24 protein-coding genes are annotated in these 23,165 nt (G+C 70.4%); 20 read left to right on the top strand and 4 right to left on the bottom strand.

The window, feature by feature from the left end; translation table 11 throughout:
* The first annotated feature begins 1 nt into the window (after position 1).
* The 10 genes from trmD (at position 2) to AB0M82_RS34310 (ending at position 8,975) form a co-directional block, all read left to right on the top strand.
* Positions 2–781: a tRNA (guanosine(37)-N1)-methyltransferase TrmD gene (trmD, locus tag AB0M82_RS34355; RefSeq protein ID WP_364731035.1), complete on the top strand. Its 780-nt coding sequence runs from the start codon at positions 2–4 to the stop codon at positions 779–781.
* Positions 782–913: 132 nt separating this feature from the next.
* Complete coding sequence (gene rplS, locus AB0M82_RS34350; RefSeq protein ID WP_364731032.1) at positions 914–1,282, top strand: 50S ribosomal protein L19; 369 nt, start codon at positions 914–916, stop codon at positions 1,280–1,282.
* Between the two features lie 31 nt (positions 1,283–1,313).
* Entirely contained in the window at positions 1,314–2,252 is a 939-nt protein-coding gene (gene lepB, locus AB0M82_RS34345) for a signal peptidase I (protein WP_364731030.1), read from the top strand.
* A gap of 90 nt (positions 2,253–2,342) precedes the next feature.
* Entirely contained in the window at positions 2,343–3,185 is an 843-nt protein-coding gene (locus AB0M82_RS34340) for a ribonuclease HII (protein ID WP_364731174.1), read from the top strand.
* Positions 3,182–3,505, top strand: coding sequence for a DUF2469 domain-containing protein (locus AB0M82_RS34335; RefSeq protein ID WP_091297407.1), 324 nt, complete (start codon positions 3,182–3,184; stop codon positions 3,503–3,505). The genes AB0M82_RS34340 and AB0M82_RS34335 overlap by 4 nt, the downstream gene beginning before the upstream one ends.
* Before the next feature lie 276 nt (positions 3,506–3,781).
* Positions 3,782–4,159 (top strand): YraN family protein, encoded by a 378-nt coding sequence (locus AB0M82_RS34330; RefSeq protein WP_364731027.1) that lies wholly within the window; start codon positions 3,782–3,784, stop codon positions 4,157–4,159.
* Positions 4,159–5,670, top strand: coding sequence for a YifB family Mg chelatase-like AAA ATPase (locus AB0M82_RS34325; protein ID WP_364731025.1), 1,512 nt, complete (start codon positions 4,159–4,161; stop codon positions 5,668–5,670). Before AB0M82_RS34330 ends, AB0M82_RS34325 begins: the two co-directional genes overlap by 1 nt.
* A 121-nt stretch (positions 5,671–5,791) precedes the next feature.
* Complete coding sequence (gene dprA, locus AB0M82_RS34320; RefSeq protein ID WP_364731022.1) at positions 5,792–6,934, top strand: DNA-processing protein DprA; 1,143 nt, start codon at positions 5,792–5,794, stop codon at positions 6,932–6,934.
* Positions 6,935–7,036: 102 nt separating this feature from the next.
* A complete protein-coding gene (locus AB0M82_RS34315; protein WP_364731020.1) occupies positions 7,037–8,017 on the top strand; it encodes a tyrosine recombinase XerC in 981 nt (326 codons plus the stop codon).
* Positions 8,018–8,126: 109 nt separating this feature from the next.
* Positions 8,127–8,975: a FliA/WhiG family RNA polymerase sigma factor gene (locus tag AB0M82_RS34310; protein WP_364731019.1), complete on the top strand. Its 849-nt coding sequence runs from the start codon at positions 8,127–8,129 to the stop codon at positions 8,973–8,975.
* Here AB0M82_RS34310 and AB0M82_RS34305 read toward each other — a convergent pair whose 3' ends face one another.
* A complete protein-coding gene (locus tag AB0M82_RS34305) occupies positions 8,976–9,467 on the bottom strand; it encodes a M23 family metallopeptidase (RefSeq protein ID WP_364731171.1) in 492 nt (163 codons plus the stop codon). It abuts the gene before it with no gap.
* Between the two features lie 600 nt (positions 9,468–10,067).
* On the opposite strand from AB0M82_RS34305, the gene rpsB reads away from it, so the two are divergent.
* The 5 genes from rpsB to AB0M82_RS34280 all read left to right on the top strand — a co-directional run bounded on the left by rpsB (position 10,068) and on the right by AB0M82_RS34280 (position 14,346).
* Positions 10,068–10,940: a 30S ribosomal protein S2 gene (rpsB, locus tag AB0M82_RS34300; protein WP_364731017.1), complete on the top strand. Its 873-nt coding sequence runs from the start codon at positions 10,068–10,070 to the stop codon at positions 10,938–10,940.
* Between the two features lie 97 nt (positions 10,941–11,037).
* Positions 11,038–11,853 carry a translation elongation factor Ts gene (gene tsf, locus AB0M82_RS34295; RefSeq protein ID WP_364731014.1) on the top strand — a complete coding sequence of 272 codons (816 nt, stop codon included), beginning with the start codon at positions 11,038–11,040 and terminating at the stop codon, positions 11,851–11,853.
* A gap of 145 nt (positions 11,854–11,998) precedes the next feature.
* Complete coding sequence (gene pyrH, locus AB0M82_RS34290) at positions 11,999–12,742, top strand: UMP kinase (protein WP_364731012.1); 744 nt, start codon at positions 11,999–12,001, stop codon at positions 12,740–12,742.
* 48 nt (positions 12,743–12,790) lie between these two features.
* Entirely contained in the window at positions 12,791–13,348 is a 558-nt protein-coding gene (frr, locus tag AB0M82_RS34285; RefSeq protein WP_364731009.1) for a ribosome recycling factor, read from the top strand.
* Positions 13,348–14,346: a phosphatidate cytidylyltransferase gene (locus AB0M82_RS34280; protein ID WP_364731006.1), complete on the top strand. Its 999-nt coding sequence runs from the start codon at positions 13,348–13,350 to the stop codon at positions 14,344–14,346. Before frr ends, AB0M82_RS34280 begins: the two co-directional genes overlap by 1 nt.
* On the opposite strand, the gene AB0M82_RS34275 is transcribed toward AB0M82_RS34280, so the two are convergent.
* On the bottom strand, positions 14,343–15,188 hold the full coding sequence (locus AB0M82_RS34275) for a VOC family protein (protein ID WP_364731004.1): 846 nt from the start codon (positions 15,186–15,188) through the stop codon (positions 14,343–14,345). The two genes, AB0M82_RS34280 and AB0M82_RS34275, sit on opposite strands and share 4 nt — an antisense overlap.
* Before the next feature lie 112 nt (positions 15,189–15,300).
* On the opposite strand from AB0M82_RS34275, the gene AB0M82_RS34270 reads away from it, so the two are divergent.
* Positions 15,301–16,110 carry a class I SAM-dependent methyltransferase gene (locus AB0M82_RS34270; RefSeq protein WP_364731002.1) on the top strand — a complete coding sequence of 270 codons (810 nt, stop codon included), beginning with the start codon at positions 15,301–15,303 and terminating at the stop codon, positions 16,108–16,110.
* On the opposite strand, the gene AB0M82_RS34265 is transcribed toward AB0M82_RS34270, so the two are convergent.
* Positions 16,050–16,661, bottom strand: a complete 612-nt coding sequence (locus tag AB0M82_RS34265) for a PadR family transcriptional regulator (protein WP_364731000.1) — start codon at positions 16,659–16,661, stop codon at positions 16,050–16,052. The genes AB0M82_RS34270 and AB0M82_RS34265 overlap by 61 nt on opposite strands.
* 242 nt (positions 16,662–16,903) lie before the next feature.
* Here AB0M82_RS34265 and AB0M82_RS34260 point away from each other — a divergent pair, with 242 nt between their 5' ends.
* From AB0M82_RS34260 to AB0M82_RS34250, 3 genes are all read left to right on the top strand, one after another.
* On the top strand, positions 16,904–19,213 hold the full coding sequence (locus AB0M82_RS34260; RefSeq protein ID WP_364730997.1) for a pyruvate dehydrogenase: 2,310 nt from the start codon (positions 16,904–16,906) through the stop codon (positions 19,211–19,213).
* 83 nt (positions 19,214–19,296) lie between these two features.
* Positions 19,297–20,403 carry a 23S rRNA (adenine(2503)-C(2))-methyltransferase RlmN gene (gene rlmN, locus AB0M82_RS34255; RefSeq protein ID WP_364730995.1) on the top strand — a complete coding sequence of 369 codons (1,107 nt, stop codon included), beginning with the start codon at positions 19,297–19,299 and terminating at the stop codon, positions 20,401–20,403.
* Between the two features lie 33 nt (positions 20,404–20,436).
* Positions 20,437–20,709 (top strand): hypothetical protein, encoded by a 273-nt coding sequence (locus AB0M82_RS34250; RefSeq protein WP_364731168.1) that lies wholly within the window; start codon positions 20,437–20,439, stop codon positions 20,707–20,709.
* A gap of 676 nt (positions 20,710–21,385) precedes the next feature.
* On the opposite strand, the gene AB0M82_RS34245 is transcribed toward AB0M82_RS34250, so the two are convergent.
* Positions 21,386–22,309, bottom strand: coding sequence for a hypothetical protein (locus AB0M82_RS34245; RefSeq protein WP_364730993.1), 924 nt, complete (start codon positions 22,307–22,309; stop codon positions 21,386–21,388).
* Between the two features lie 195 nt (positions 22,310–22,504).
* On the opposite strand from AB0M82_RS34245, the gene AB0M82_RS34240 reads away from it, so the two are divergent.
* Positions 22,505–22,690 (top strand): trypco2 family protein, encoded by a 186-nt coding sequence (locus AB0M82_RS34240; RefSeq protein ID WP_364730990.1) that lies wholly within the window; start codon positions 22,505–22,507, stop codon positions 22,688–22,690.
* Positions 22,691–23,165: the final 475 nt, after the last annotated feature.

Below are 23,165 nucleotides of genomic sequence, written 5' to 3'. Positions count from 1 at the left end.
GATGCGCATCGACGTCGTCACGATCTTCCCCGAATACCTCGACCCGCTGCGCGCCGCGCTGCTGGGCCGGGCGATCGACCGCGGCCTGATCGAGGTCGGCGTGCACGACCTGCGCGAGTGGACGCACGACGTGCACCGCGCGGTCGACGACGCGCCGTACGGCGGCGGTCCCGGCATGGTGATGAAGCCGCAGGTCTGGGGTCCGGCGCTGGACGACGTCTGCCGTCCCGGGACGCGGCTGGTCGTGCCGACGCCGGCGGGGCGGCCCTTCACGCAGGAGCTCGCGCACGCCTATGCCGCGGAGGAGCACCTGGTCTTCGCGTGCGGCCGGTACGAGGGCATCGACCAGCGGGTCGTCGACGACGCGGCCCGCCGGATGCCGGTCGACGAGGTGTCGATCGGCGACTACGTCCTGGTCGGCGGCGAGGCGGCGGTGCTGGTCATCGTCGAGGCCGTCGTCCGGCTGCTGCCCGGCGTGCTCGGCAACGCGCGCTCGGCCGCCGAGGACTCGTTCTCCGACGGCCTGCTCGAAGGGCCCAGCTACACGCGCCCCGAGGTGTGGCGGGACCTGGCCGTCCCGGAGGTGCTGCGGTCGGGCAACCACGCGCTGATCGACCGCTGGCGGCGTGACCAGGCCCTCGAACGCACCGCCCGGCGCCGCCCCGATCTCCTGGCGCGGCTGCCGGAAGACAGTCTCGACAAGCACGATCGCGGGGTCCTGGAGGGCTTGGACCCCGAGCAGGCCGAGGGCCGGTTCTCCGCGCCCAATACCGGTCTGTAATACTTGACAGGTTGGCGTGAGTGGACTTCCTCGTTCACCAGCCCGCCATCAGCCCCCTGGGTCGCCCGCAGCGGGATCGCTGCGCGCCCGGGATGTGTACGCAAGCCATACGAAGACGAGGACGGACCACCGATGAACACCCTGGACGCGCTGGACAAGCAGTCGCTGCGTTCCGACATCCCGGACTTCCGCCCGGGCGACACGCTCAAGGTGAGTGTCCGCGTCATCGAGGGCAACCGCGAGCGCAACCAGGTCTTCCAGGGCGTGGTCATCCGCCGCCAGGGCGGGGGCATCCGGGAGACCTTCACTGTGCGCAAGGTTTCGTTCGGTGTCGGCGTCGAGCGCACCTTCCCGGTGCACTCGCCGAACATCGCCTCGATCGAGGTCCACAAGCGCGGTGACGTGCGGCGCGCGAAGCTGTACTACCTGCGCGAGCTGCGCGGCAAGAAGGCCAAGATCAAGGAGCGCCGCGAGAACCGCGAGACGGCGTCGGCTAACTGAGTCGAAACCCGGTTACCGGTAGCCTGACGACGTGGCCGAACCTGTGTCCCAGAACGCTCCTGAGGATGACCCCGATCGCTTCGAGGAGGACAAGCCTCGGCTGTCCCGTTCCGAGGAGCGCGGGGGATCCCGCCGGCGGCGAGCCAAGCCCGCCAAGAAACGGTCGTTCTGGAAGGAACTGCCGATCCTGCTCGTGATCGCCCTGGTGCTCACGATTCTGATCCAGACATTCCTTGCGAAGGTCTTCATGATCCCCTCGGGGTCCATGGAGGCCACGCTGCACGGGTGTCCCGGCTGCACGGGTGACCGGATCCTGGTGGACCGGGTCACCTACGACTTCACCGAACCCTCGCCGGGCGACGTGATCGTGTTCAAGGGCCCGCCGGCGTGGATCAACAACGAGATCGCGCCCCAGGAGTCGGACAACATCATCGTCCGAGGCCTGCGCGGCCTCGGCTCGCTGGTCGGGTTCGCTCCGCCGGACGAGCGCGACTTCGTCAAGCGGGTGATCGCGGTCGGCGGGCAGACCGTCCAGTGCTGCGACCCCCGTGGCCGCATGATCGTGGACGGCAAGGCGCTCGACGAGCCGTACATCTACTGGGACGACCCGTCGAACCAGGAGCAGAAGGCCTTCGAGCCGGTCAAGGTCCCGGCCGGGATGCTCTGGGTGCAGGGCGACAACCGGAACAACTCCGACGACTCCCGCTTCCAGGGCGGCGGCCGGGAGAACGGCGCGGTCCCCGTGGACAACGTCATCGGCAAGGCGCGGATCATCGTCCTGCCGCCGGGCCGCTGGGGCGGGATCACCGACCACAACCCGCAGGCGTCGGCCCAGCCGGTGGCGCTCGGCGCGCCGGCCTGGCAGAGCGGGCTTCCGCTCGGTGCCGGGATCGCGGCGGCGTGGCCGACGTTGTTCCTCGGGCGCAAGCTCAAGTCCGGACTGCGCCGGGCGGCCGGGCGGAAACCCTAGCCACTCGATCCTTGTCGGCAGACGGGTGATCCAGCCTTGACACTTCCCGTTCCCCTCACCGCGGCCGAGCCGATCCGGCCACCGCGGGCCGTGGTGCGCGGCGACCTCTTCTGGGGTCTGCAGGGCGCGCTCGACCGCCGTGGCCTCGGCCCGGTCGCCGGTGTGGACGAAGCCGGCGCCGGGGCGTGCGCGGGGCCGCTGGTGGTCGCGGCCTGCGTGCTCAAACAGGGCGACGCGGCGAAGCTCACCGAGCTGACGGACTCCAAGCTGATGACGGCCAAGGCGCGCGACCGGGTCTACGACCTGGTCCTCGCCCGGGCCGTCGACTACTCGGTGATCGTCATCCCCACCGCCGAGGTCGATCTCTACGGCATCCGGGTGATGAACCTGGAGGGCATGCGCCGGGCCGCGGCGGCGCTCCGCGTGTCCCCGGGCTACATCCTCACCGACGGGTTCCGGGTCCCCGGCCTCACCGCCCCGAACACGGCGGTGATCAAGGGTGACCGTTCGGTGGCCTGCATCGCGGCCGCGTCGGTGCTGGCCAAGGTCACGCGGGACCGCATCATGGCGGGTTACCACGACGACCTCCCGCACTACGGCTTCGACGTGCACAAGGGCTACAGCACGTCCGACCACCTGGCGGCGCTTCGCGAACACGGGCCGAGCGACGTCCACCGATGGTCGTACACGAACGTGGCGACGGTGGCGATCAAGCACGGCATGCGCCCCGCGCGGCCGGTCCTGCTGACCTACGCGGCGCTGGAAAAGGCCGTGGAGGCCGGCGCCGCGGCGGGCCTGGCCGCGGTCCTCGACGAAGCACTCGAGCCACAACTCAGCCTGCCGCTGCATGCCCCGGCCGCGGGTGTGGGTCACAATGAACGTTCCGCCGGCGGAGCAGCGGCACGATCCCGAGGAGGGGCGCGGATTTCATGAGCGCAGAGGATCTCGAGAAGTACGAGACCGAGATGGAGCTGTCGCTGTACCGCGAGTACCGCGACATCGTCAGCCAGTTCTCGTATGTGGTGGAGACCGAGCGGCGGTTCTACCTGGCGAACGCGGTCGACGTCCAGGTCCGCGACGGCGGCGGTGAGGTGTACTTCGAGGTCCGCATGTCCGACGCCTGGGTCTGGGACATGTACCGTCCCGCCCGCTTCGTCAAGCACGTCCGCGTGATCACGTTCAAGGACGTCAACGTCGAGGAGCTCGACAAACCCGACCTTCGCCTGCCCGAGGACGGTCCGTTCTCGGGCTGAGTCCCGTCTTCGACCGCCGCGCCGGCTCATCCGACCTGGATGAGCCGGCGCGGCGCTTTTCGGCCCTGTGCGATCTCGTTGCCCTAGCACAAGGGGCTGACAGTTCGTGCCCTTCGCCGCGGATTCGTGGACCAGTTGTCCACATCCCCCCGGTTGTCCACAGCGCGGAGATTCGGGTCTGGCTCCGCCGTCCCGCGCCCTGGCATCGTCGAACGCACACGCACCGTGATCACCGGGACCGTCCCGGTGACCGGCGCACGACGAGGGGCGAACACGATGACGGGCACCGACCAGCTCGCAAGACACCGCCGCGACCTGGGCGCCTGGGGCGAAGACCTCGCCCTCCGGTACCTGCGGGACCACGGCCTGATCCTGCTCGGCCGCAACTGGCGCTGCCGCGAGGGCGAGATCGACCTCATCCTCACCGACCGCGTCCGGGTGATCTTCTGCGAGGTCAAGACCCGCACCGGAACCGAGTTCGGCCTGCCGTCGGAGACCGTCAGCGAGGAGAAGGCCGGCCGCGTGCGCCAGGCCGCCCAACGCTGGCTGCGCGAGCTCCGCATCGGCTGGTGCCCCGTCCGCTACGACGTCGTCACGATCCTCGCCGAGCCCGGCACCCGCCCCCGCCTGCAGCACATCGAGGCGGCGTTCTGATGCCCATCGCCAAAGCGTGGTCGGTGGCGCTGCTCGGCATCGACGGCCGGGTCATCGAGATCGAGGCCGACCTCGGCGGCGGTCTGAGCCGCGTGACGCTCGTCGGCCTTCCCGACGCCGGGCTGCGCGAGGCCAAGGACCGCGTCCGGTCCGCCGTCCGCAACTCCGGGCAGCCCTGGCCGGACGGCAAGGTGACGCTCGGCCTGTCCCCGGCGAACCTGCCGAAGGTCGGCTCGGCCTACGACCTGGGCATCGCCGCCGCGGTGCTCGCCGCGACCGGCGCCGTGCCGGCGACCCGGCTGCTCGGCACGGTGTTGCTGGGCGAACTCGCCCTCGACGGCCGCGTCCGCCCGGTCCGCGGCATCCTCCCCGGCCTCCTGGCGGCTCGCGCGGCCGGCTACGAGCGGGCCGTCGTCCCGGCCGAGTCCCTGGCCGAAGGGGCGCTGGTGGACGGCATCGACGTCGCAGGCGCGGTGAGCCTGCGCGATGTGGTGGTGTGGCTGAAGGGCGAGGCCGGCCTCGTGCCGCCGGAACCGCCCGGACCCGTCGCGCCACCGTCCGTGCCGGACCTCGCCGACGTCGTCGGTCAGCCGGAAGCGCGTTGGGCGCTCGAGGTCGCCGCCGCGGGCGGGCACCACCTGCTGTTCACCGGATCACCCGGCGTCGGCAAGACGATGCTGGCCAGGCGGCTGCCCGGCCTGCTGCCGCGGCTGTCGCCCGAGGAGTCCCTGGAGGTGACGGCGGTGCACTCGGTCGACGGCTCGCTGTCGAAGTCTTCGCCGCTGGTCACGGTGCCCCCGTTCGTGGCACCGCACCACTCGATCACGGTCGCCGCCTTGATCGGCGGCGGCAGCGGGCTCGCGTCGCCCGGCGCGATCAGCCGCGCTCACCGCGGTGTCCTGTTCCTCGACGAGGTCTGCGAGTTCGGCGGGCAGCGGCTCGAATCGCTCCGCACGGTGCTGGAGGAGGGTGAGGTGCGCATCGCCCGGGTCAAGGGCTCGATCACGTACCCGGCGCGGTTCCAGCTCGTCTTGGCGACCAACCCGTGCGCGTGCGCGCCCCCGAAGGAAGCCGACTGCGTGTGCTCGCCGACGGCCCGCCGTCGCTACCTCGGCCGGCTCTCCGGACCGCTGCTCGACCGGGTCGACCTGCGCGTCCGCCTTCGTCCGCTGAGTGCGCTCAACGCGCACGAAACCGGGACGGCGGAGCCGTCGGAAACCGTCCGCGGACGCGTGCTGCAGGCCCGCGAACGTGCCACGCGGCGGTGGCGGGAGCACGGCTGGCGATCGAATTCGGAGGTGCCCGGCCCGGCGCTGCGGCGCCAGTTCGCCCTGCCCGCCGAGGCGACGACCCTGCTCGACCGGGCCATGGACCGCGGCGTGCTGAGCGGCCGAGGCGCCGACCGTTGCTTGCGCATCGCCTGGACCCTGGCCGACCTGGACGGCGAGCCCCGCCCAGGAGCCGACCAGATCGGCTCGGCACTGGCCTTCCGCGAACGGGTAGCCGCATGACCACCGAGAGGCCGGGGGAGCGCTCGCGCGTCCCGGCCCGGCCGAGCCACTGGCGGTCCGCGCGTGCCGGCCGCACCCAAACCGGTGGCGCAGCCGACCGATGCCCGACAGGGGAGGACGTATGACTGCCGATGAACTGCGGCAGGCCCGCGCCTACCTGCTCCGGGTGGCCGAGCCACCGGCCCCGGCGCTCGTCGCCTTCGTGGCCGAACACGGCCCGGTGGACGCCGCCGGGCGGGTTCGGCGGGGCGACTGCCCCGGCGAGGTGCTGAAGGCGACCGAGGCGCGCCGGGAGTACGACCTCGTCACCCAGGACTTCGCGCGCGCCGCCGCGGCAGGCGCTCGCCTGGTCGTGCCCGAGGACGACGAGTGGCCCGCCTGGCCGCTGCTCGCTCTCGACCTCGCCGCCCGGCGCGGGGTGGCCGAAGCGGTGCCTCCGCTGGCGTTGTGGGTCGCCGGCGAAGCGGCGCTCGGCACCGCCGCCGACCGCGCCGTGGCCGTGGTCGGCGCCCGGGCGGCGACCGAGTACGGCGAACACCACGCGGCCGAGCTCTCCTACGGGCTGGCCACCCGCCGCGTGCCGGTGTTCTCCGGCGCCGCCTACGGCATCGACGGCGCCGCGCACCGCGGTGCGCTCGCCGCCGAGGGGGTCACCGTCGCGGTGCTGGGCTGTGCCGTCGACGCGGGCTACCCGGCTGGCCACGTCGGGCTGCTGAACCGGATCGTCCGGTCGGGTGGCGCGGTGGTCAGCGAGTACCCGCCCGGCACGCCACCGGCCCGGCACCGCTTCCTCGTCCGCAACCGGCTCATCGCCGCCCTCACCGAGGGCACCCTGGTGGTCGAGGCGGGGCGCCGCAGCGGCGCCCGCAACACCGCGAGCACCGCCGGCGCGCTCGGCAAGGTGGTGATGGCGCTGCCGGGGCCGGTCTCGTCCGGGATGTCCGTCGGCTGTCACGAACTGATCCGCGAAGCCCGGGCGACGCTGGTCTCGACGGTCGACGAAATCCTCGAGACCGTAGGCCGTTTCGGCATCGCCGAGGACACCGCCTCGGCCCGCCCGAAACGGCCCACGGACCGGCTGGGACCCGAGGCATTGCGGGCCTACGAGGCACTGGCCGTCCGCGCCGGCCGGTCCGACACCGAGATCGCGGCCGAATCCGGCCTCCCGCTGGGGCGGGTGCGAGCCCTGCTGCCGGAACTGGAGATCGACGGATTCGCCGTCCGCGGGGAAGGAGGCTGGCGACGACGGAAGCAAAGCGCGTGAACGTCACGAAATCCGGAGAAATCGTCGAAGGTGTTCAGCCGGTCCGGTGGGCCCGCGTGGCGATCCTTGACCGGCGGCGGTTGTTCGCGCAGCGTGACATCCATGCCGCCACCACGTTCCGGCCGGGCCCGTCGTCCGGACCTGCGCGCGCTCCGGGCCGCGCTGCCCGAGCCGGTCCGGGCCGTCGTCGCCGGGTACGAACGGCACCTCGGACTCGAACGAGGCCTGTCCGCGCACACCGTTCGCGCGTACGTCGGCGATGCGGTATCGCTGCTCGGGTTCGTCGTCGCGGGCGGGGGCGGGCCGGCGGACCTGGACCTCGCCCGGCTGCGGGCGTGGCTGGCCGTCCAGCAGTCGGGCGGGGCGAGCCGGACGACGCTCGCCCGGCGGGCCGCGTCGGCCCGGACGTTCACCGCCTGGGCGCACCGCACGGGCGTCCTGGCCACCGACCCGGGTGGCCGGCTCGCCGCCCCGCGGGCGCACCGCACCCTGCCCGGGGTGCTGCGCGCCGGGCAGGCGGGGGAGGTCATGCGGGCGTCGGCGACCGGCGCGGCGGAACGCGATCCGGTCGCCCTGCGTGATCACGCGATCGTCGAGCTGCTCTACGCCACCGGCATCCGCGTGTCCGAGTTGTGCGGGCTGGACGTCGGCGGGGCCGATTTCTCCCGTCGTGTCGTGACGGTCCTCGGCAAGGGCGGCAAGGAACGGGTGGTCCCGTTCGGCGTCCCCGCGGCGCGGGCGCTCACCGACTGGATCGAGGAGGGCCGGCCGAAGATCGTCGCCGAAACCGGTGGTGACAGCGTCGAGCCCGCGCTTTTCCTTGGTGTCCGGGGCAAACGCGTCGACCCGCGAGCGGTGCGGCGCGTCGTCCACGAGGCCGTCTCGGCGGTGCCCGGAGCGGTCGACATGGGGCCTCACGGCCTGCGCCACTCCGCGGCGACGCATCTGCTCGAAGGCGGCGCCGACCTCAGGAGCGTTCAGGAACTGCTTGGTCACGCTACGCTTGCCACGACGCAGCTCTACACTCATGTGACCGTCGACCGGTTGAAAGCGATCCATGACCGAGCGCACCCCAGGGCCTGAGGCGGCCCGGGGAGGCTCGCCGGGGTCGTCACCAGCGGGCCCGGCGGCGCACGCGCATCCGCACGAGCACGGAGACGATACTGACCCGCATGCCGAGAACGACGGTGCGATGACCGCAGGGCCGCACGTGACCGAAGCCGCCGGAGTGACCACTCACGGCGACGTCGCCGCGCCCGCGGAGACCCGCGCCGGGGTCGACGTCGACGCCGGGATCGCGGCGCTGTGGCAGCAGTTCGCCGACAGCCCCGACCAGGCGTCGCGCGATCGGCTCGTGCTGCACTACGCCCCGCTGGTCAAGTACGTCGCGGGCCGGGTCGGCACCGGCCTGCCCACCCACGTCGACGTGGGTGACCTGGTGCAGTCCGGCATCTTCGGCCTCGTCGACGCGATCGAGAAGTTCGATCCTGCCCGTGGCCTGCGTTTCGAGACGTACGCGATGCAGCGCATCCGCGGCGCGATCCTCGACGACCTCCGTTCCCAGGACTGGGTCCCGCGTGCCATCCGCAGCAAGGCCAAGGAGGCCGAGCGCGCCCTGGAGCGCCTCGGCGCCCGCCTGCGCCGCACCCCGACCGACGCGGAGCTCGCCACCGAACTCGGCATCGGCCTCGACGAGCTGCGCGACTTCTACGGCCAGCTGCAGCTCACCAGCGTCGTCGCGCTGGAGGACCTGGTGGCCGCGGGCAAGGACAGCGGCTCGCTGGTCGACACGCTGCCCGACGACGACGCCGTCGACCCGGTCGCGGTGCTCGTCGACCGGGACAACCGCCGCCAGCTCGCGCAGGCCATCGCGCAGCTCTCCGAGCGCGACAAGATCGTGGTCAGCCTCTACTACTTCGAGAGCCTGACCCTCGCCGAGATCGGCAAGGTCCTCGGCGTCACCGAATCGCGGGTCAGCCAGTTGCACACCCGGGCGGTCATGCGGCTGCGCGCCAAGCTCGTCGAGCAGACCGGCACCTGATCATCGATCACCGCCCCACGGCTTGAGCCGGTATTCGCCCACCTCGCCGGCCAGGGCCAGCGGGTCGACGTACTCCTCGCCCCGCCGCACGCCCCAGTGCAGGCAGGCCGCGACCGGGCAGCCGGGGTGCCCGGCGAGGACGGTGCCGAGCACCTGGCCCCGGTGGACCTGCTCGCCGACGGCCACCTTCGGCACGACGGGCAGGTAGGTGGTGCGCAGGCCGCCATCGTGGTCGACGGAGATCACCGGCCGCCCGGCCACCGGCCCGGCGAACACGACGACGCCGGCATCCGCCGCCAGCACCTCCTGCCCGGGCACGACGGCCAGGTCGACCCCGCGGTGCCCGGCGCTGTAGGGCGTTTCGGGGGCGTCGAAGTACCTCACCACCACCGGAACGGGTGATAAAGGCCAGGACAACCGAGATTGCTGTGGAGTTCGCGGCTCGCTCGCCCAGGGCGCTGCTGAGGTGATCGGCACCTGCTCGGCAGCCATGGAGCCCGCCGCACCGCCCATCCCCGACCCGACCGCGACCGAAGCGGCCGCCCGGGCAGCAGGTGTCCCCACCGCCCCCACCACGACCGGCCGTCCGGACGTCACCGGCGTCCGCGCGGGCCCGCCTCCAACCGCCCCTCCGCAAGCCGCGAATGCCATCGTGACCAGGGCGAACAGAGTCACGAAACACCCCGGCGCCCAGCGCCGGAACCGACTGATCAACTCCACGTCCCCAGCGTGCGGCACCCGGCATCCCCGTGGGGGCCCGCCGCCGAATCTGTGGACAACCGGACCCGATGTGGACAACTCCGCCTTCGAGCGGCCGCCGGTGGGGGCGGGGCTGGTGACAGGGGGTAGAATCTTTTGCGCGGTCCGCGTAAGCGGGCTGACTTCGCGTGCACGTGCGCGTTTCCCGGGCTTCGAAACATCAGCCGGGCGAGTCGCACGGTGTCCGGCGGTCCCTGGGGTCTCACACCGCAGGGTCCGGACATCGCCACGGGCACCAGGGCGAGCGGCCACCCGGCCGCGAGCGACAAACCGAGCAGCGCGTCCGCGGGACCACCGCGAGCGCGCACGACACAGAAGAGGTTGATTCCGGCAATGGCCGTCGTCACCATGAAGCAGCTGCTCGACAGCGGCGTGCACTTCGGGCACCAGACTCGTCGGTGGAACCCGAAGATGAAGCGCTACATCTTCACCGAGCGCAATGGCATCTACATCATCGACCTGCAGCAGACGCTGACCTACATCGACCGTGCGTACGAGTTCATCAAGGAAACCGTCGCGCACGGCGGCACCATCATGTTCGTCGGCACCAAGAAGCAGGCTCAGGAAGCCATCGCGGCCGAAGCCTCGCGCGTGGGCATGCCCTACGTGAACCAGCGCTGGCTCGGCGGCATGCTGACCAACTTCCAGACCGTGCACAAGCGTCTTCTCCGCCTGAAGGAGCTCGAGTCGCGGGAGCAGACCGGCGGCTTCGAAGGCCTCACCAAGCGCGAGATCCTGACGCTGACCCGCGAGAAGGACAAGCTCGAGAAGACCCTCGGCGGTATCCGCGACATGGCCAAGGTGCCGAGCATCGTGTGGATCGTCGACACCAAGAAGGAGCACATCGCCGTCGGCGAGGCTCGGAAGCTGAACATCCCGGTCGTCGCGATCCTGGACACCAACTGCGACCCGGACGAGGTCGACTACCCGATCCCGGGCAACGACGACGCGATCCGCTCCGCCGCGCTGCTGACCAAGGTCGTCGCCGAGGCCGCGGCCGCCGGTCTGATGGCCCGCTCCAGCCGCAACGGTGCTTCGGCCGACGCGAAGCCGGAGCCGGGTGTCGCCGCGGACGAGCCGCTGGCCGAGTGGGAGAAGGAGCTGCTCGCCGGCTCCGAGACCGCCGCCGCCGACGCGACCGAGGCCGCCGCGGCCGTCGAGGCTCCGGCCGAGGCCGCGCCCGAGCAGGCGACCGCCTCCTCCTGATGCTCCACCGCCCGTGCGGCCGGCCCACCGCGGCCGGCCGCACGGGCGTAGCTCCCCCTCAAGTTTTCACGTACCTGAAAAGGACGGATCCACCACAATGGCGAACTACACCGCCGCTGACGTGAAGCGCCTGCGCGAGATGACCGGCGCCGGCATGATGGACTGCAAGAAGGCGCTGGAGGAGAACGACGGCGACTTCGAGAAGGCCGTCGAGTTCCTCCGCATCAAGGGCGCCAAGGACGTCGGCAAGCGCGCCGAGCGCGCCACCGCCGAGGGCCTGGTCACCGGCGAGGGCGGCGTCCTGATCGAGCTCGACTCCGAGACCGACTTCGTCGCGAAGAACGCCGACTTCCAGGCGCTCGCCGCGAAGGTCGTCGAGGTCGCGAAGACCCTCAAGACCAGCGACGTCGAGGCGCTCAAGGGCGCCGAGCTCGAGGGCAAGACCGTCAACGAGGTCATCCAGGAGCTGTCGGCCCGCATCGGCGAGAAGCTCGAGCTGCGCCGCGTCGTGGCCTTCGAAGGCCAGACCGCGACCTACCTGCACCGCCGCGGCTCCGACCTGCCGCCGGCCGTCGGCGTGCTCGTCGAGTACACCGGTGACGACGCCGACGCCGCCCGCGGTGCCGCGATGCAGGTCGCCGCGCTGCGCGCGAAGTACCTGACCCGCGACGAGGTGCCCGCCGAGATCATCGAGAACGAGCGCCGCATCGCCGAGCAGACCGCCCGCGAGGAAGGCAAGCCGGAGCAGGCTCTGCCGAAGATCATCGAGGGCAAGGTCACCGCCTACTACAAGGACAACGTCCTGCTCGAGCAGCCGTCGGTCAAGGACAACAAGAAGACCGTCAAGGCCCTGCTCGACGCGGCCGGCGTGACGCTGACCAAGTTCGCCCGCTTCGAGGTCGGCCAGGCCTGAGGGCAGGTCCGGGCGTAGCTTCACCCAGTGCCCCGTCTCCGTCCATCGGGGACGGGGCACTGTCGGGTCCAGACGGAAAACACCGAAGGCGCCCGCCGACGTACTCCCACCCGCGGAGGCGGCAACAACACAGGAGGCGACATAGATGGGTGACCGGGTCGAAGGTGGCTACCGGCGGGTGCTGCTCAAGCTGGGCGGCGAAATGTTCGGCGGTGGTTCGATCGGCGTCGATCCGGACGTCGTCCACTCGGTCGCCCAGCAGATCGCCGACGTCGCCCGCACCGGCGTCCAGGTCGCGGTCGTGATCGGTGGCGGCAACTACTTCCGCGGCGCCGAGCTGTCGCAGCGCGGCATGGACCGCGACCGCGCCGACTACATGGCGATGCTGGGCACCGTGATGAACTGCCTGGCGCTGCAGGACTTCCTGGAGAAGGAGGGCCTGCCTACCCGCGTGCAGACCGCCATCACGATGGGCCAGGTCGCCGAGCCCTACATCCCGCGCCGCGCCGAGCGGCACCTGGAGAAGGGCCGCGTGGTGATCTTCGGCGCCGGGGTCGGCATGCCGTACTTCTCCACCGACACCGCGGCCGCGCAGCGGGCGCTCGAGCTGGGCTGCGAAGCCGTGCTCATGGCCAAGGCCGTCGACGGCGTCTACACCGCGGACCCGAAGAGCGACCCGGACGCCGAGATGTTCCGCGAGATCACCCACCGCGAGGTCCTTGAGCGGGACCTCAAGGTCGCCGACGCGACGGCGTTCAGCCTCTGCATGGACAACAACATGCCGATCATCGTGTTCAATCTGCTCACCGAGGGGAACATCGCCCGCGCGGTGAGTGGTGAAAGAATCGGCACGTTGGTCTGTACCCCCGCCGACGGGGTGCCGGCCTAGACCTGCTGGGATCAGCAAGCGCCACCCATCACAACTACGGGAGTGACCGTGATCGACGAGACCCTCCTCGATGCCGAGGAGAAGATGGAAAAAGCGGTGTCCGTCGCCAAGGACGAGCTGTCGTCGGTACGCACCGGCCGGGCTTCGTCGTCGATGTTCTCGCGGATCGTCGTCGAGTACTACGGCGCGCCGACTCCGCTGAACCAGCTGGCCAGCGTCAACGTGCCGGAAGCCCGGATGGCGCTCATCAAGCCGTACGACCAGACGCAGCTCGGCGCCATCGAGAAGGCGATCCGTGAGTCGGACCTGGGGGTCAACCCGAGCAACGACGGCCAGGTCATCCGCATCGTCATCCCGCAGCTCACCGAGGAGCGGCGCAAGGAGATGGTGAAGGTCGCCAAGGGCAAGGGCGAGGACGCCCGGGTGTCGATCCGCAGCATCCGCCGCAAGGCCAAGGACGAGCTGGACCGCATCGCCAAGGAAGGCGAAGCCGGCGAGGACGACGTCGCGCGGGCGGAGAAGGAACTGCAGAACCTGACCGACACCTACGTGCACAAGGTCGAAGAGCTGGTCAAGCACAAGGAAGCCGAGCTGCTCGAGGTCTGATGGCACAGGTGAGCGAGGAACGCGAGGACCGGGTGGACGCCACCGGAGAGCAACCGGCGGCCGCCCCCGGTACGCCGGAGCCGGGCGACGCCGGCACCCCGGCCGCGGCGGGCACCCCGGGAACCGGCGGGCCGGCGGCGACGCCGGCCGCACCGGAAACGGCCGGGGGCCCGGAGGTCAAGAAGGCCTCCAAGGCCGGCCGGAACCTGCCCGCGGCGATCGGCGTCGCGCTGCTGCTCGGCGCCGCGATCATCGTTTCCCTGCTCACCGTGCGGTTCCTGTTCATCGGGATCATCGCGATCGCGATCGCGGTCGGCACCTTCGAGTTCGCCGGGGTGCTGCGCCGGGTCGCCGACATCCGGGTCGCGATGATCCCGGTGCTGGTCGGCGGGCAGGCGATGATCTGGCTCGCGTGGCCGTTCGGCCGCGAGGGCGCGCTCACCGCGTTCGTCCTCACCGTGCTGGCCTGCCTGCTGTGGCGGTTGCCCGGCGGCGCGAAGGGCTACCTGCGCGACATCGGCGCGTCGGTGTTCGCCGCCGCGTACCTCCCGCTGTTCGGCGCTTTCGCGGCGATGCTCGTGCCGCCTTCCGACGGCGTCGGGCGCGTCCTGGCCTTCCTGATCGGCGTCGTCGCGTCGGACACCGGCGGCTACATCGCCGGCGTGCTCGGCGGCAAGCACCCGATGGCGCCCACCATCAGCCCGAAGAAGACCTGGGAAGGCTTCGCGGGTTCGGTGATCGGCGGCGTCGTGGCCGGGGCGCTGACGCTCAGCCTGCTGCTCGACGGCCAGGTCTGGCAGGGCGTGCTCTTCGGCGTCGCGATCGTGCTGACCGCGACCCTGGGCGACCTCGTCGAGTCGCTGATCAAGCGCGACCTCGGCGTCAAGGACATGGGCACGCTGCTGCCCGGGCACGGCGGGATCATGGACCGCCTCGACTCGCTGCTGCCCTCGGCCGTGGTGTCGTGGCTGCTGCTTTCGGCGTTCGTGCCGGTCTAGTCGTCGTAGGGGTCGTCGACTTCGGCGCGGCCCCAGCCTTCGGCAACGCGCGAGTGGTCGATCACCGCGAAAACCGCGCCCTCGGGGTCGGCGAGAATCGACATGCGGCCGAACGGCGTGTCATACGGCTGGATCACCACCGTGCCGCCGTGCATGAGCGATTCCCCCGCGACCGCGTCGACCCCGCGCGCGGGGTCGATGTCGAAGTACACGAGCCAGTGCGGCGGGGTGTCGAGGCTGTACTCCGACCCCATCACGTACCGGTACAGCACCGGCTCGTGCTCGATGAGCCATTCGACGTAGTCGAGGGCCTCGCCGTCGCCGATCTGGTGGCTCGCGTACGTGAACAGCTTGGTGTAGAAGTGGTCCGCCGCGACGCCGTCATGGGTGTTGAGGTCCGCGCCGCTGAAAGTGTTGGGGATCCCGGTGACGAACTCCCAGGTGGGCGGCACCTCCCAGAACACCACCGGCGCGCCGCACGCGTCGAAGGCGTGCAGGATCGTGCCGCGGTCCGGGATCGGCACCGGTCCGAGGGTGATCCGCCCGCCGAGGTGCTCCACCCACTCGGCCGCGCTCGCGGTGTGGGGGACCGAAATGTGCGGCACCCAGCCCAGCGGGGCGCCCTGCGCGGCGCGGTAGAGCCCGCCGACCGGGAGGTTGTTGAGGGTCGCGATGGCGTAGCGCCCGTCGGACGTCGCAGGGTCCCGCTGAGTGGTGTACTCCCAGCCGAAGAGGGAACCGTAGAATCTCTCCGCCACGGCCTGCTCCCGGCAGGCCAGCTCGATCCAGCACGGGATTCCGGCCGGGACCGGGGACGGGGTACTGGACGGGCCGAATGCCATGTGGTGCTCCTCCCGAGACCCACCGAATTCTAGGCGTAGTCAGTGTGTTTTCCGCCAAGATTTCGCCGCCGGAAGATCACTCCCGGCAATGAGGCCCCGGAAGGAGCAGCGGGTGCGGTGGTCGTCGCGGCGCACGGAGGTCGTGCCGAGCCCGAACATCTGGTACTACCAGGCCGATTACGAGCTGGAGAACCAGGCCCAGGACAGCGGTGGCGAGATCTGGCGCGTCCTGCGCGAGGAGTTCGACTGGACCGGCTGTGACGTGCTGGACGTCGGCTGCGGCGACGGGTTCCACCTGCCGCGCTTCGCCCGCGACGCGCGTTCGGTGCTCGGGGTGGAGCCGCACCAACCCCTGGTGCGCAGTGCGCTGGAGCGCGTGAAAGATCTGTCGAACGTGGACATCCGGCACGGCCGGGCCCAGCGGCTGCCGGTCCGCAGCGCGAGCGTCGACGTCGTGCACGCGCGCACGGCGTACTTCTTCGGGCCCGGGTGCGAGCCGGGGCTGGCGGAGGCCGAACGGGTGCTGCGGCCGGGCGGGGCGATCCTGATCGTCGACCTCGACGTGACCAGCGAGCCCTACGGCGGCTGGATGCGCGCCGACCTACCGCACTACGACCCGGCCGCGGTGGAACGGTTCTTCGTCCGGGCCGGGTTCGGCTGCCGCCGCGTCGCCACCGAGTGGCGGTTCGCGACGGCCGCGGACCTCGAAGCGGTGCTGAAGATCGAGTTCAGCAAGCCGGTCGCCGAACAGGCGATCGCGGAGTCCTTGCAGCGTAACGGGAATCGCGCGACCGACCTGACGCTGCCGGTGGGCTACCGCGTCCACACGCGGGTCAAGCCCACCGGCCTCGTCCTGCCAGGTCACTCGGCTGCCTCTTCGGGCGCCGAGGACTCGTCCTCGTCCTCGCCGAGGATGCCGTAGAGCGAGCGCCGGGCGTCGTTGAGCACCTCGGCCGCGCGGGCCTGCTGGCTCTCGGTGCCCGCGCGCATGATCTGCACGACGGCGGCGGCCAGGTTCTTGCCCGCCTTGGCGAGCCCGATCTCCGACGGGTCGACGTCCTGGGCGATCTGCTCCCACGGCGGGGTGCCGTCCTGCGCCTCCGCGGCCGTGCGGCCGGCGTCGGTCAGCTCGAACAGCTTCTTGCCGTGCTCGTCCTTGCTGATCACCAGGCCTTCGTCGGCCAGGAGCTGCAGGGTCGGGTAGACCGAGCCGGGGCTCGGCCGCCAGAAGCCGCCGGAGCGCTCGCCGATCTCGCGGATGATCTCGTAGCCGTGCCGGGGCTGCTCGGCGAGCAGCGCCAGGATCGCGGCGCGGACGTCACCGCGACGGCTGCGCCGTCCGCCGTGACCCCGCCTGCCCGGACCGTGGCCGCGACCGCGTCCACCGGGGCCGAAGCCCGGGGGGAACTCGCCGAAACCACCGAAGGGTGCGCGCCCACGCTCGTGGGCGAAAGGGTGTCGTTGCCTACGCATGTCTGTGTTCCTTTCTCGAACTGTTGCGACACGTTCACGATATATCGGAACCGGTCGGCTGGCAACCAGTTGCCGGTGATGCCGCTCATGCGAGGCCGCGTGGCGCGCGGGCATTCTGTGCACCCGGAGGCCTGAGCCGTCCGCTTCCGGCGGGCATTCTGCCCACCTTCGGCGGCATCGGTTGTGCGATGCGTTCACCAGTGCTGTCCTGGTGGGCGCTTCCTGCACGAAGGGTGTCGACGATGACTCAGGTCTCCCCGACCGTTCCGGCGACCGGCGCGCAAGACCTCGCCGCGATCGAACGGCGGGTCCTGTGGCTCGCCACGGCGATCGTCCACCAGGCCAACCGGGTCCGGCCCAACCCGTCCGGGCTCAAGGTCGGCGGCCACCAGGCGTCGTGCGCGTCCCTGGTTTCGATCATGACGTCGCTGTGGTTCCGGCACCTGCGGCCCGAGGACCGAGTCTCGGTGAAGCCCCACGCGTCGCCGGTGCTCCACGCGATCAACTACCTGCTGGGCGAGCTCGACGAGGCGTACCTGCCGACGCTGCGCGAGTTCGGCGGCCTGCAGAGCTACCCGAGCCGCGCCAAGGACCCCGACCCGGTGGACTACTCGACGGGATCGGTCGGCATCGGCGCGACCGCCCCGATCTGGGGCGCGCTGGCGCGCCGCTACCTGACGACCCGGGGCTCGGAAGCGGGCACCGGGCGGCAGTATTCGCTGGTCGGCGACGCCGAGCTCGACGAGGGCGCGATCTGGGAGGCGATCCTCGACCCGGCCGTCGCCGAGCTCGGCGAGATCGTCTGGATCGTCGACCTCAACCGCCAGTCGCTGGACCGCGTCGTCCCGAACATCGCCGCCGGGCGGCTGCAGGGCATGTTCGACGCCGCCGGGTGGCAGGTGCTGACGCTGAAGTACGGACGGCTGCTGGAGGAGCTGTTCACCCGGCCCGGCGGCGCCGAGCTGCGCGCCCGCATCGACGCGATGCCGAACCCGGAGTACCAGCGGCTGCTGCGCTGCGACGCCGCGCAGGTGCGCGACCGGCTGCCGGCGGGCAACGCCGCGCTGGCCGGGCTGGTGGCGTCGCTGGACGACGAGACGCTGCCGGCCGCGATCCGCAACCTCGGCGGGCACGACCTCGGTTCGCTCGATGAGGTCTTCGCGTCCATTTCGGACAGCCGGCCGACGGTGATCTTCGCCTACACCGTCAAGGGCCGGGGGCTGCCGACGCAGGGGCACCCGCAGAACCATTCGTCGCTGCTGACCGTGGCGCAGATGGAGGAGCTGGCGGCTTCTCTGGGGGCCGACCTCGCTTCGCCGTGGCAGCGCTTCGCGCCGGGTTCCGCTCAGGCTGCGTTGTGCGCCGAAGTTGCTTCGCGCCTTCGCCGTCCTGATGTCCCTACGGCACCTTCGGTGGAACTGCCGGCCGACATCGGGCGTACGCCGTCCGGGACGGCGACGACGCAGGCGGCGCTGGGGCGTGTCCTGCTCGACCTGACGCGCGAAGCGCCTGAAGCGGCGAAGCGCGTCGTGACGGTCAGCCCCGACGTCAGTTCGACGACCAACCTCGGCGGCTGGGTCAACAAGGTCGGTGTCTGGTCGGCGACCGAGCGCCGCGACTGGTTCGAGGACGACCCCGAGACGATCATGCACTGGCGGGAGAAGCCGACCGGTCAGCACGTCGAGCTGGGCATCGCCGAGACCAACCTGGTCGGCCTGCTTGGCGAGCTCGGCGCCACCTGGAGCCGGTGGGGTGAGCCGCTGCTGCCGATCGGCGTCATGTACGACCCGTTCGTCGAACGTGCGCTGGAACCGTGGTCGTTCGGCATCTACGCGGGCGGGCAGTCGATCCTGATCGGCACGCCGTCCGGCGTCACGCTCGCCCCCGAGGGCGGCGCGCACCAGTCGATCACCACGCCGTCGATCGGCATCGAGCAGCCCGGCTGCGTCAGCTACGAACCGGCGTTCGCGATCGACACCGAATGGACGCTGCTCGCGGCGCTCGCCCGCCTCGGCAAGCCGGGCGGCAGCTCGTCGTACTTCCGGCTGTCGACCCGGCCGGTCGACCAGACCCTGGCGGCGGTGCCCGCGGACCCGGCCGCCCGCGAACGCCGTCGCCGCCAGGTGGTGGCGGGCGCGTACCTGCTGCGGCGGGCGGGCTCGCCGGCCGTCACGCTGGCGGCGATGGGCGCGCTGGTGCCGGACACCCTGGCGGCGGCCGAGCGGCTGGCCCAGGTCGGCGTCGAGGCCGACGTCGTCTGCGTGACCAGCCCCCGCCTGCTGTTCGAGGCGGTGCAGTCACGGGCCGGGCGGGGGAGCGCCGAGTCGTGGATCCTCGACCAGGCCTTCCCGGCGTCGCGGGCGCGGCCGCTGGTCAGCGTGCTCGACGGCCACCCGCACACACTGGCGTTCCTGGCCGGGATCAACCGCGTCCCGTCGGTCGCGCTGGGCGTCACGGGCTTCGGCCAGTCCGGGTCGCTGGAGGACGTCTACCGCCACCACGGCATCGACACCGACGCGATCATCCGGGCCGCGCTGGACGTGGTGGCCTAGCGGTCACGTGCCGGTGACCTGGCCTACATCCGGCCGGGGCGGCCCGGGCGATGCCGGTGGGGGCGTGGGAGACTGGTCGGGTTATGACTGCCCTTCCGCTTGTCTTCGACGCCCCCAAGCGCGGCCTGCCGCCGCGCCACCTCGCCGACCTCTCCGTGGCCGACCGCGCGGCCGCGGTGGCCGAGCTGGGGGAGAAGCCGTTCCGCGCGAAGCAGCTGTCGAACCACTACTTCTCGCGCCTGACGGTGGACCCGGCGGAGATGACGGACATCCCGGCGGCGTCGCGCGACCGGCTGGTCGCGGACCTGATGCCGACGCTGCTGACCGAGGTCCGCGCACTGGCGGCCGACAACGGCGCGACGCGCAAGACGCTGTGGCGCGCCCACGACGGCACGCTGCTCGAGAGCGTCCTGATGCGCTACCCGGACCGCGCGACGCTGTGCATCTCGAGCCAGGCCGGCTGCGGCATGGCCTGCCCGTTCTGCGCGACGGGCCAGGGCGGCCTGGACCGCAACCTGTCGACGGCGGAGATCGTGGACCAGGTCCGCTCGGCGGCGGCGGTCATGCGCGACGGCACGATGCCGGGTGGTCCCGGGCGGCTGTCGAACATCGTCTTCATGGGCATGGGTGAGCCGCTCGCCAACTACAAGCGGGTGGTGGCCGCGGTGCGGCGGATCACGGATCCGGCTCCTGGTGGTTTGGGGATCGGTCAGCGTTCGGTGACGGTGTCGACGGTGGGGTTGGCGCCGGCGATCCGGAAGCTGGCGGACGAGAAGATGCAGGTGCGTCTGGCGGTGTCGTTGCACACGCCGGATGACGAGCTGCGGGACACGTTGGTGCCGGTGAACGAGCGGTGGTCGGTGGACGAGGTGCTGTCGGCTGCGCGGTACTACGCCGACACTTCCGGGCGGCGGGTGTCCATTGAGTACGCGTTGATCCGGGACATCAACGACCAGCCGTGGCGGGCGGAGTTGCTGGCGAAGCGGCTGCGGAAGCACTTGGGTCAACTGGTGCACGTGAACGTCATTCCGTTGAACCCGACGCCGGGCAGCAAGTGGGACGCGTCGCCGAAGCCGGTGGAGCGGGAGTTCGTGCGGCTGGTGAACGCCGGCGGTGTTGCCTGTACCGTTCGGGATACTCGGGGCCAGGAGATCGCGGCGGCTTGTGGTCAGCTCGCGGCCGAAGGCTGAGTTGTTCGTTTCGATGATGGAGTGTTTGTCGTGATGTATGCCCCCAGCCTGTTGGATCCGGCTGCGGACGAGCTTCGGCTCGCGGACGTGGTCGGCCGCGGCGCCACCGAAGTGGCGCGCGAGGCGCGGACCCTGTTGGGTGAGCGGTTCAGCTCGGTGACGTTCATGTACGTGCTGATGCGCGCTTTCGACGTGGAGTACACGGCCGCGTGCGACGCGTCGCGGTGGCACGAGTTCCACGGCGGTCCACGTGCCCTGTCGGACGCTGACCTGGAGAAGCTGCTCGCTCCCTGGCTTAGCCGCTGATCCTGGTAGGCCTCGCCCGCCGCGTGTGGTCGTCGGCGACGTTTGCCGAGTTAGTTGGCCCGGACCGGGTGAACAGCACGGGCCGCTCGGCCTGCCTCGCGAGTGGGATCACGGGTTCTGTAGGCAGCCGGGGGGAGAACGCGGGGCCTTGTCGGTCACCTGAGTCGATTCCAGAGCGCGTGTTCGGCGAGTGCGGAGAGTATCTCCTTCTCTAGCGTTCGTGCTGCGGGGCCATCGGCGGCGACGGCCCACGAGACGTGCAGATCGGCTCGTTCGAAGGCGAGCACACCCCCAATGCGTTGCGCGACGGGCGTGGCCGCCGTCGACTTCGCGGATTCGGGCGTGCAGCCACTGCGAGTCGGCGAGTGCGCGGTCGAGAACGGCTTCGCCGAGGCCGCTGGCGAGGGCTTTGCCGCGTGCGTAGACGGTTAGGCGCCCGCGAATGCCTTGGCCACGGCGTTCGCCGGCCATGCCGACGTAGACCAGGTCGCCAGTGGCGCCTTCACGTGCGAGATAAACACCGGGCATCTGAGGTGCCGACTCGCGGGCTGCGGTGAAGGGTACCCAGTGCGACCAGTCGGCGAGCTGGCGGACGACCTCGAGCGCAGGCGATTTCACTTCGGCAGTATGATGCTTGCGCACGGCTCCAGCGGGTCAGCAACACTCGCGCGCACTGCTAGATCCCGAATCCTCTGGGACTGTCCGGCTGGTCGATTTGAGAATCCTGCCAGCCGGGATGTCTTTTTTTAGAGCCAAGGTCGATCTCGAACTCTGAGACGGCTAAGTGCTCGCTGTAATGGTCGTCTCGACTGTCTCTTATGAGCTTATCCGAATCGCTAACCGTTGGTTCATCGATGCTAGTGTGTGGAATATTTGGGTCGTTTGCATGTTCGCGGCGCAGCGGCCAGTCGGTGAACTCGAATGTCTCATACTCATGGGTGAGTGTCGCAATGATTTGTACGATTCGAACCGTCGCATCCTCTACGTCCTGGATTGTTTTGGGCAAGTCTTGCTCAAGGCCGGCGAGTGCTCCTACCAAGGCTGCGATCGTGGCTCCGCGCTTCAGCAATGCTCTTGCTGTCCTGCGATCCCCTTGTGTAGCCTGGCCGGACTTCATTTTATTTGCCAACCTACATGTGCTCTTCCGAAGCTTCGTGAGTGCTCGAGGAAGGTTGTGCTCCTTTAAGGGGCTTCCGCCAAGTCGAGTTAGGTTGGTGGCCAGCGCCTTGTATACGTAAATGAGCTCGTATTTCAGTTCCCCTGACCCGGAGTCTGCTGCAGCGTCACGTAAAACGCGGTCAATCTGACGACATTTTGCCAGATCGCGTTGCACAGCCTGGTCTGCCAGGAAATTCGTTCCGCGCATGGCGTTCTCTTGTGAGTTGAGCGCCTGATGTAGGGCGGCAAAGCGATAGCTTTCCAGCTCGTATAGGTCTTTGCAGAGAAGGGTCATTGCCTGTGTTAGTAGATCATTCTTGCTGCCAGACTGGGGGAGATGTTCAAGATCCTTGACCTGGCGAAGCAGTTCTCGATGTTGCGGCAAGGCGATCTTTAGTAAAGATTTCCGGAATGTCTCGTCGGTGTCGCTGTCGCTTGCCAACTCGCCACGCTCCCATCCAGAGGTCTCGCTGTAGTCGAGTCGTCTGGCAGCGTGGAATCGTTACTGCGACTCGCTCGTATCACTGCCGCGGTGACGCTCCTGCGTCCTAGCCGGGTACGGCAGGAAGAATGTCGCCCGTTCGCAGTCGGCGCAGGTCGGCTTCGCGACCGGAATGGTCGTGGTCACCGACAGAACGTGGGCCAGCGGCGGGTACGCCGCGGGCACGGCGGGCCGGGGTCGAGTGCGCGCGTCGTCGTGGTGGTCCAGGAAGTCTGCCAGCTCACCGGCTCCGCCGTCGAGCTGGAGTTCGCGGTCGAGATGCACCGGGACGCCAAAGTGAAGGCCGGGTTCAAAGCGTGGCTGATCTCCGCCGAGGCCTAGGGCGGGCTGGCGCAGGGCCGCACGCACAAGGTCAAGCTGACGCGTGCACGGTGGGACACGCGGGGCCAGGAGATTGCTGCGGCGTGTGGTCAGCTGGCTGCTGAAGGCTGAGTTGTTCGTTTCGATGTTGGAGTGTTTGTCGTGATGTATGCCCCGAGGCTGTTGGATCCGGCTGCGGACGAGCTTCGGCTCGCGGTCGCGGTGCGACCGAGGTGGCGCGTGAAGCGCGGACGTTGTTGGGTGAGCGGTTCAGTTCGGTGACGCTACGAGGGGTGCGTTACTGGTGTCGTCTCGGTGACCCGCAACACCCAAGTTGCCGCGGGTCACGGGTCTGCCCAGGGTTTGGTTGACATCTCACCTGTGAGGCTTCGGCCTCGCCTGGAAGGATGTCACCGTGCCCAAGCCCTACCCCCGTGAGTTCCGCGACGACGTCGTGGCTGTGGCCCGCCGCGGCGATGCCCCGTTGAAGCAGGTC

This window comes from Amycolatopsis sp. NPDC051128 (assembly GCF_040682715.1).
GTDB lineage: Bacteria > Actinomycetota > Actinomycetes > Mycobacteriales > Pseudonocardiaceae > Amycolatopsis.
The sequence above is the reverse complement of the archived record's forward strand: the minus strand, read 5'-3'. Positions and strand labels throughout refer to the sequence as shown.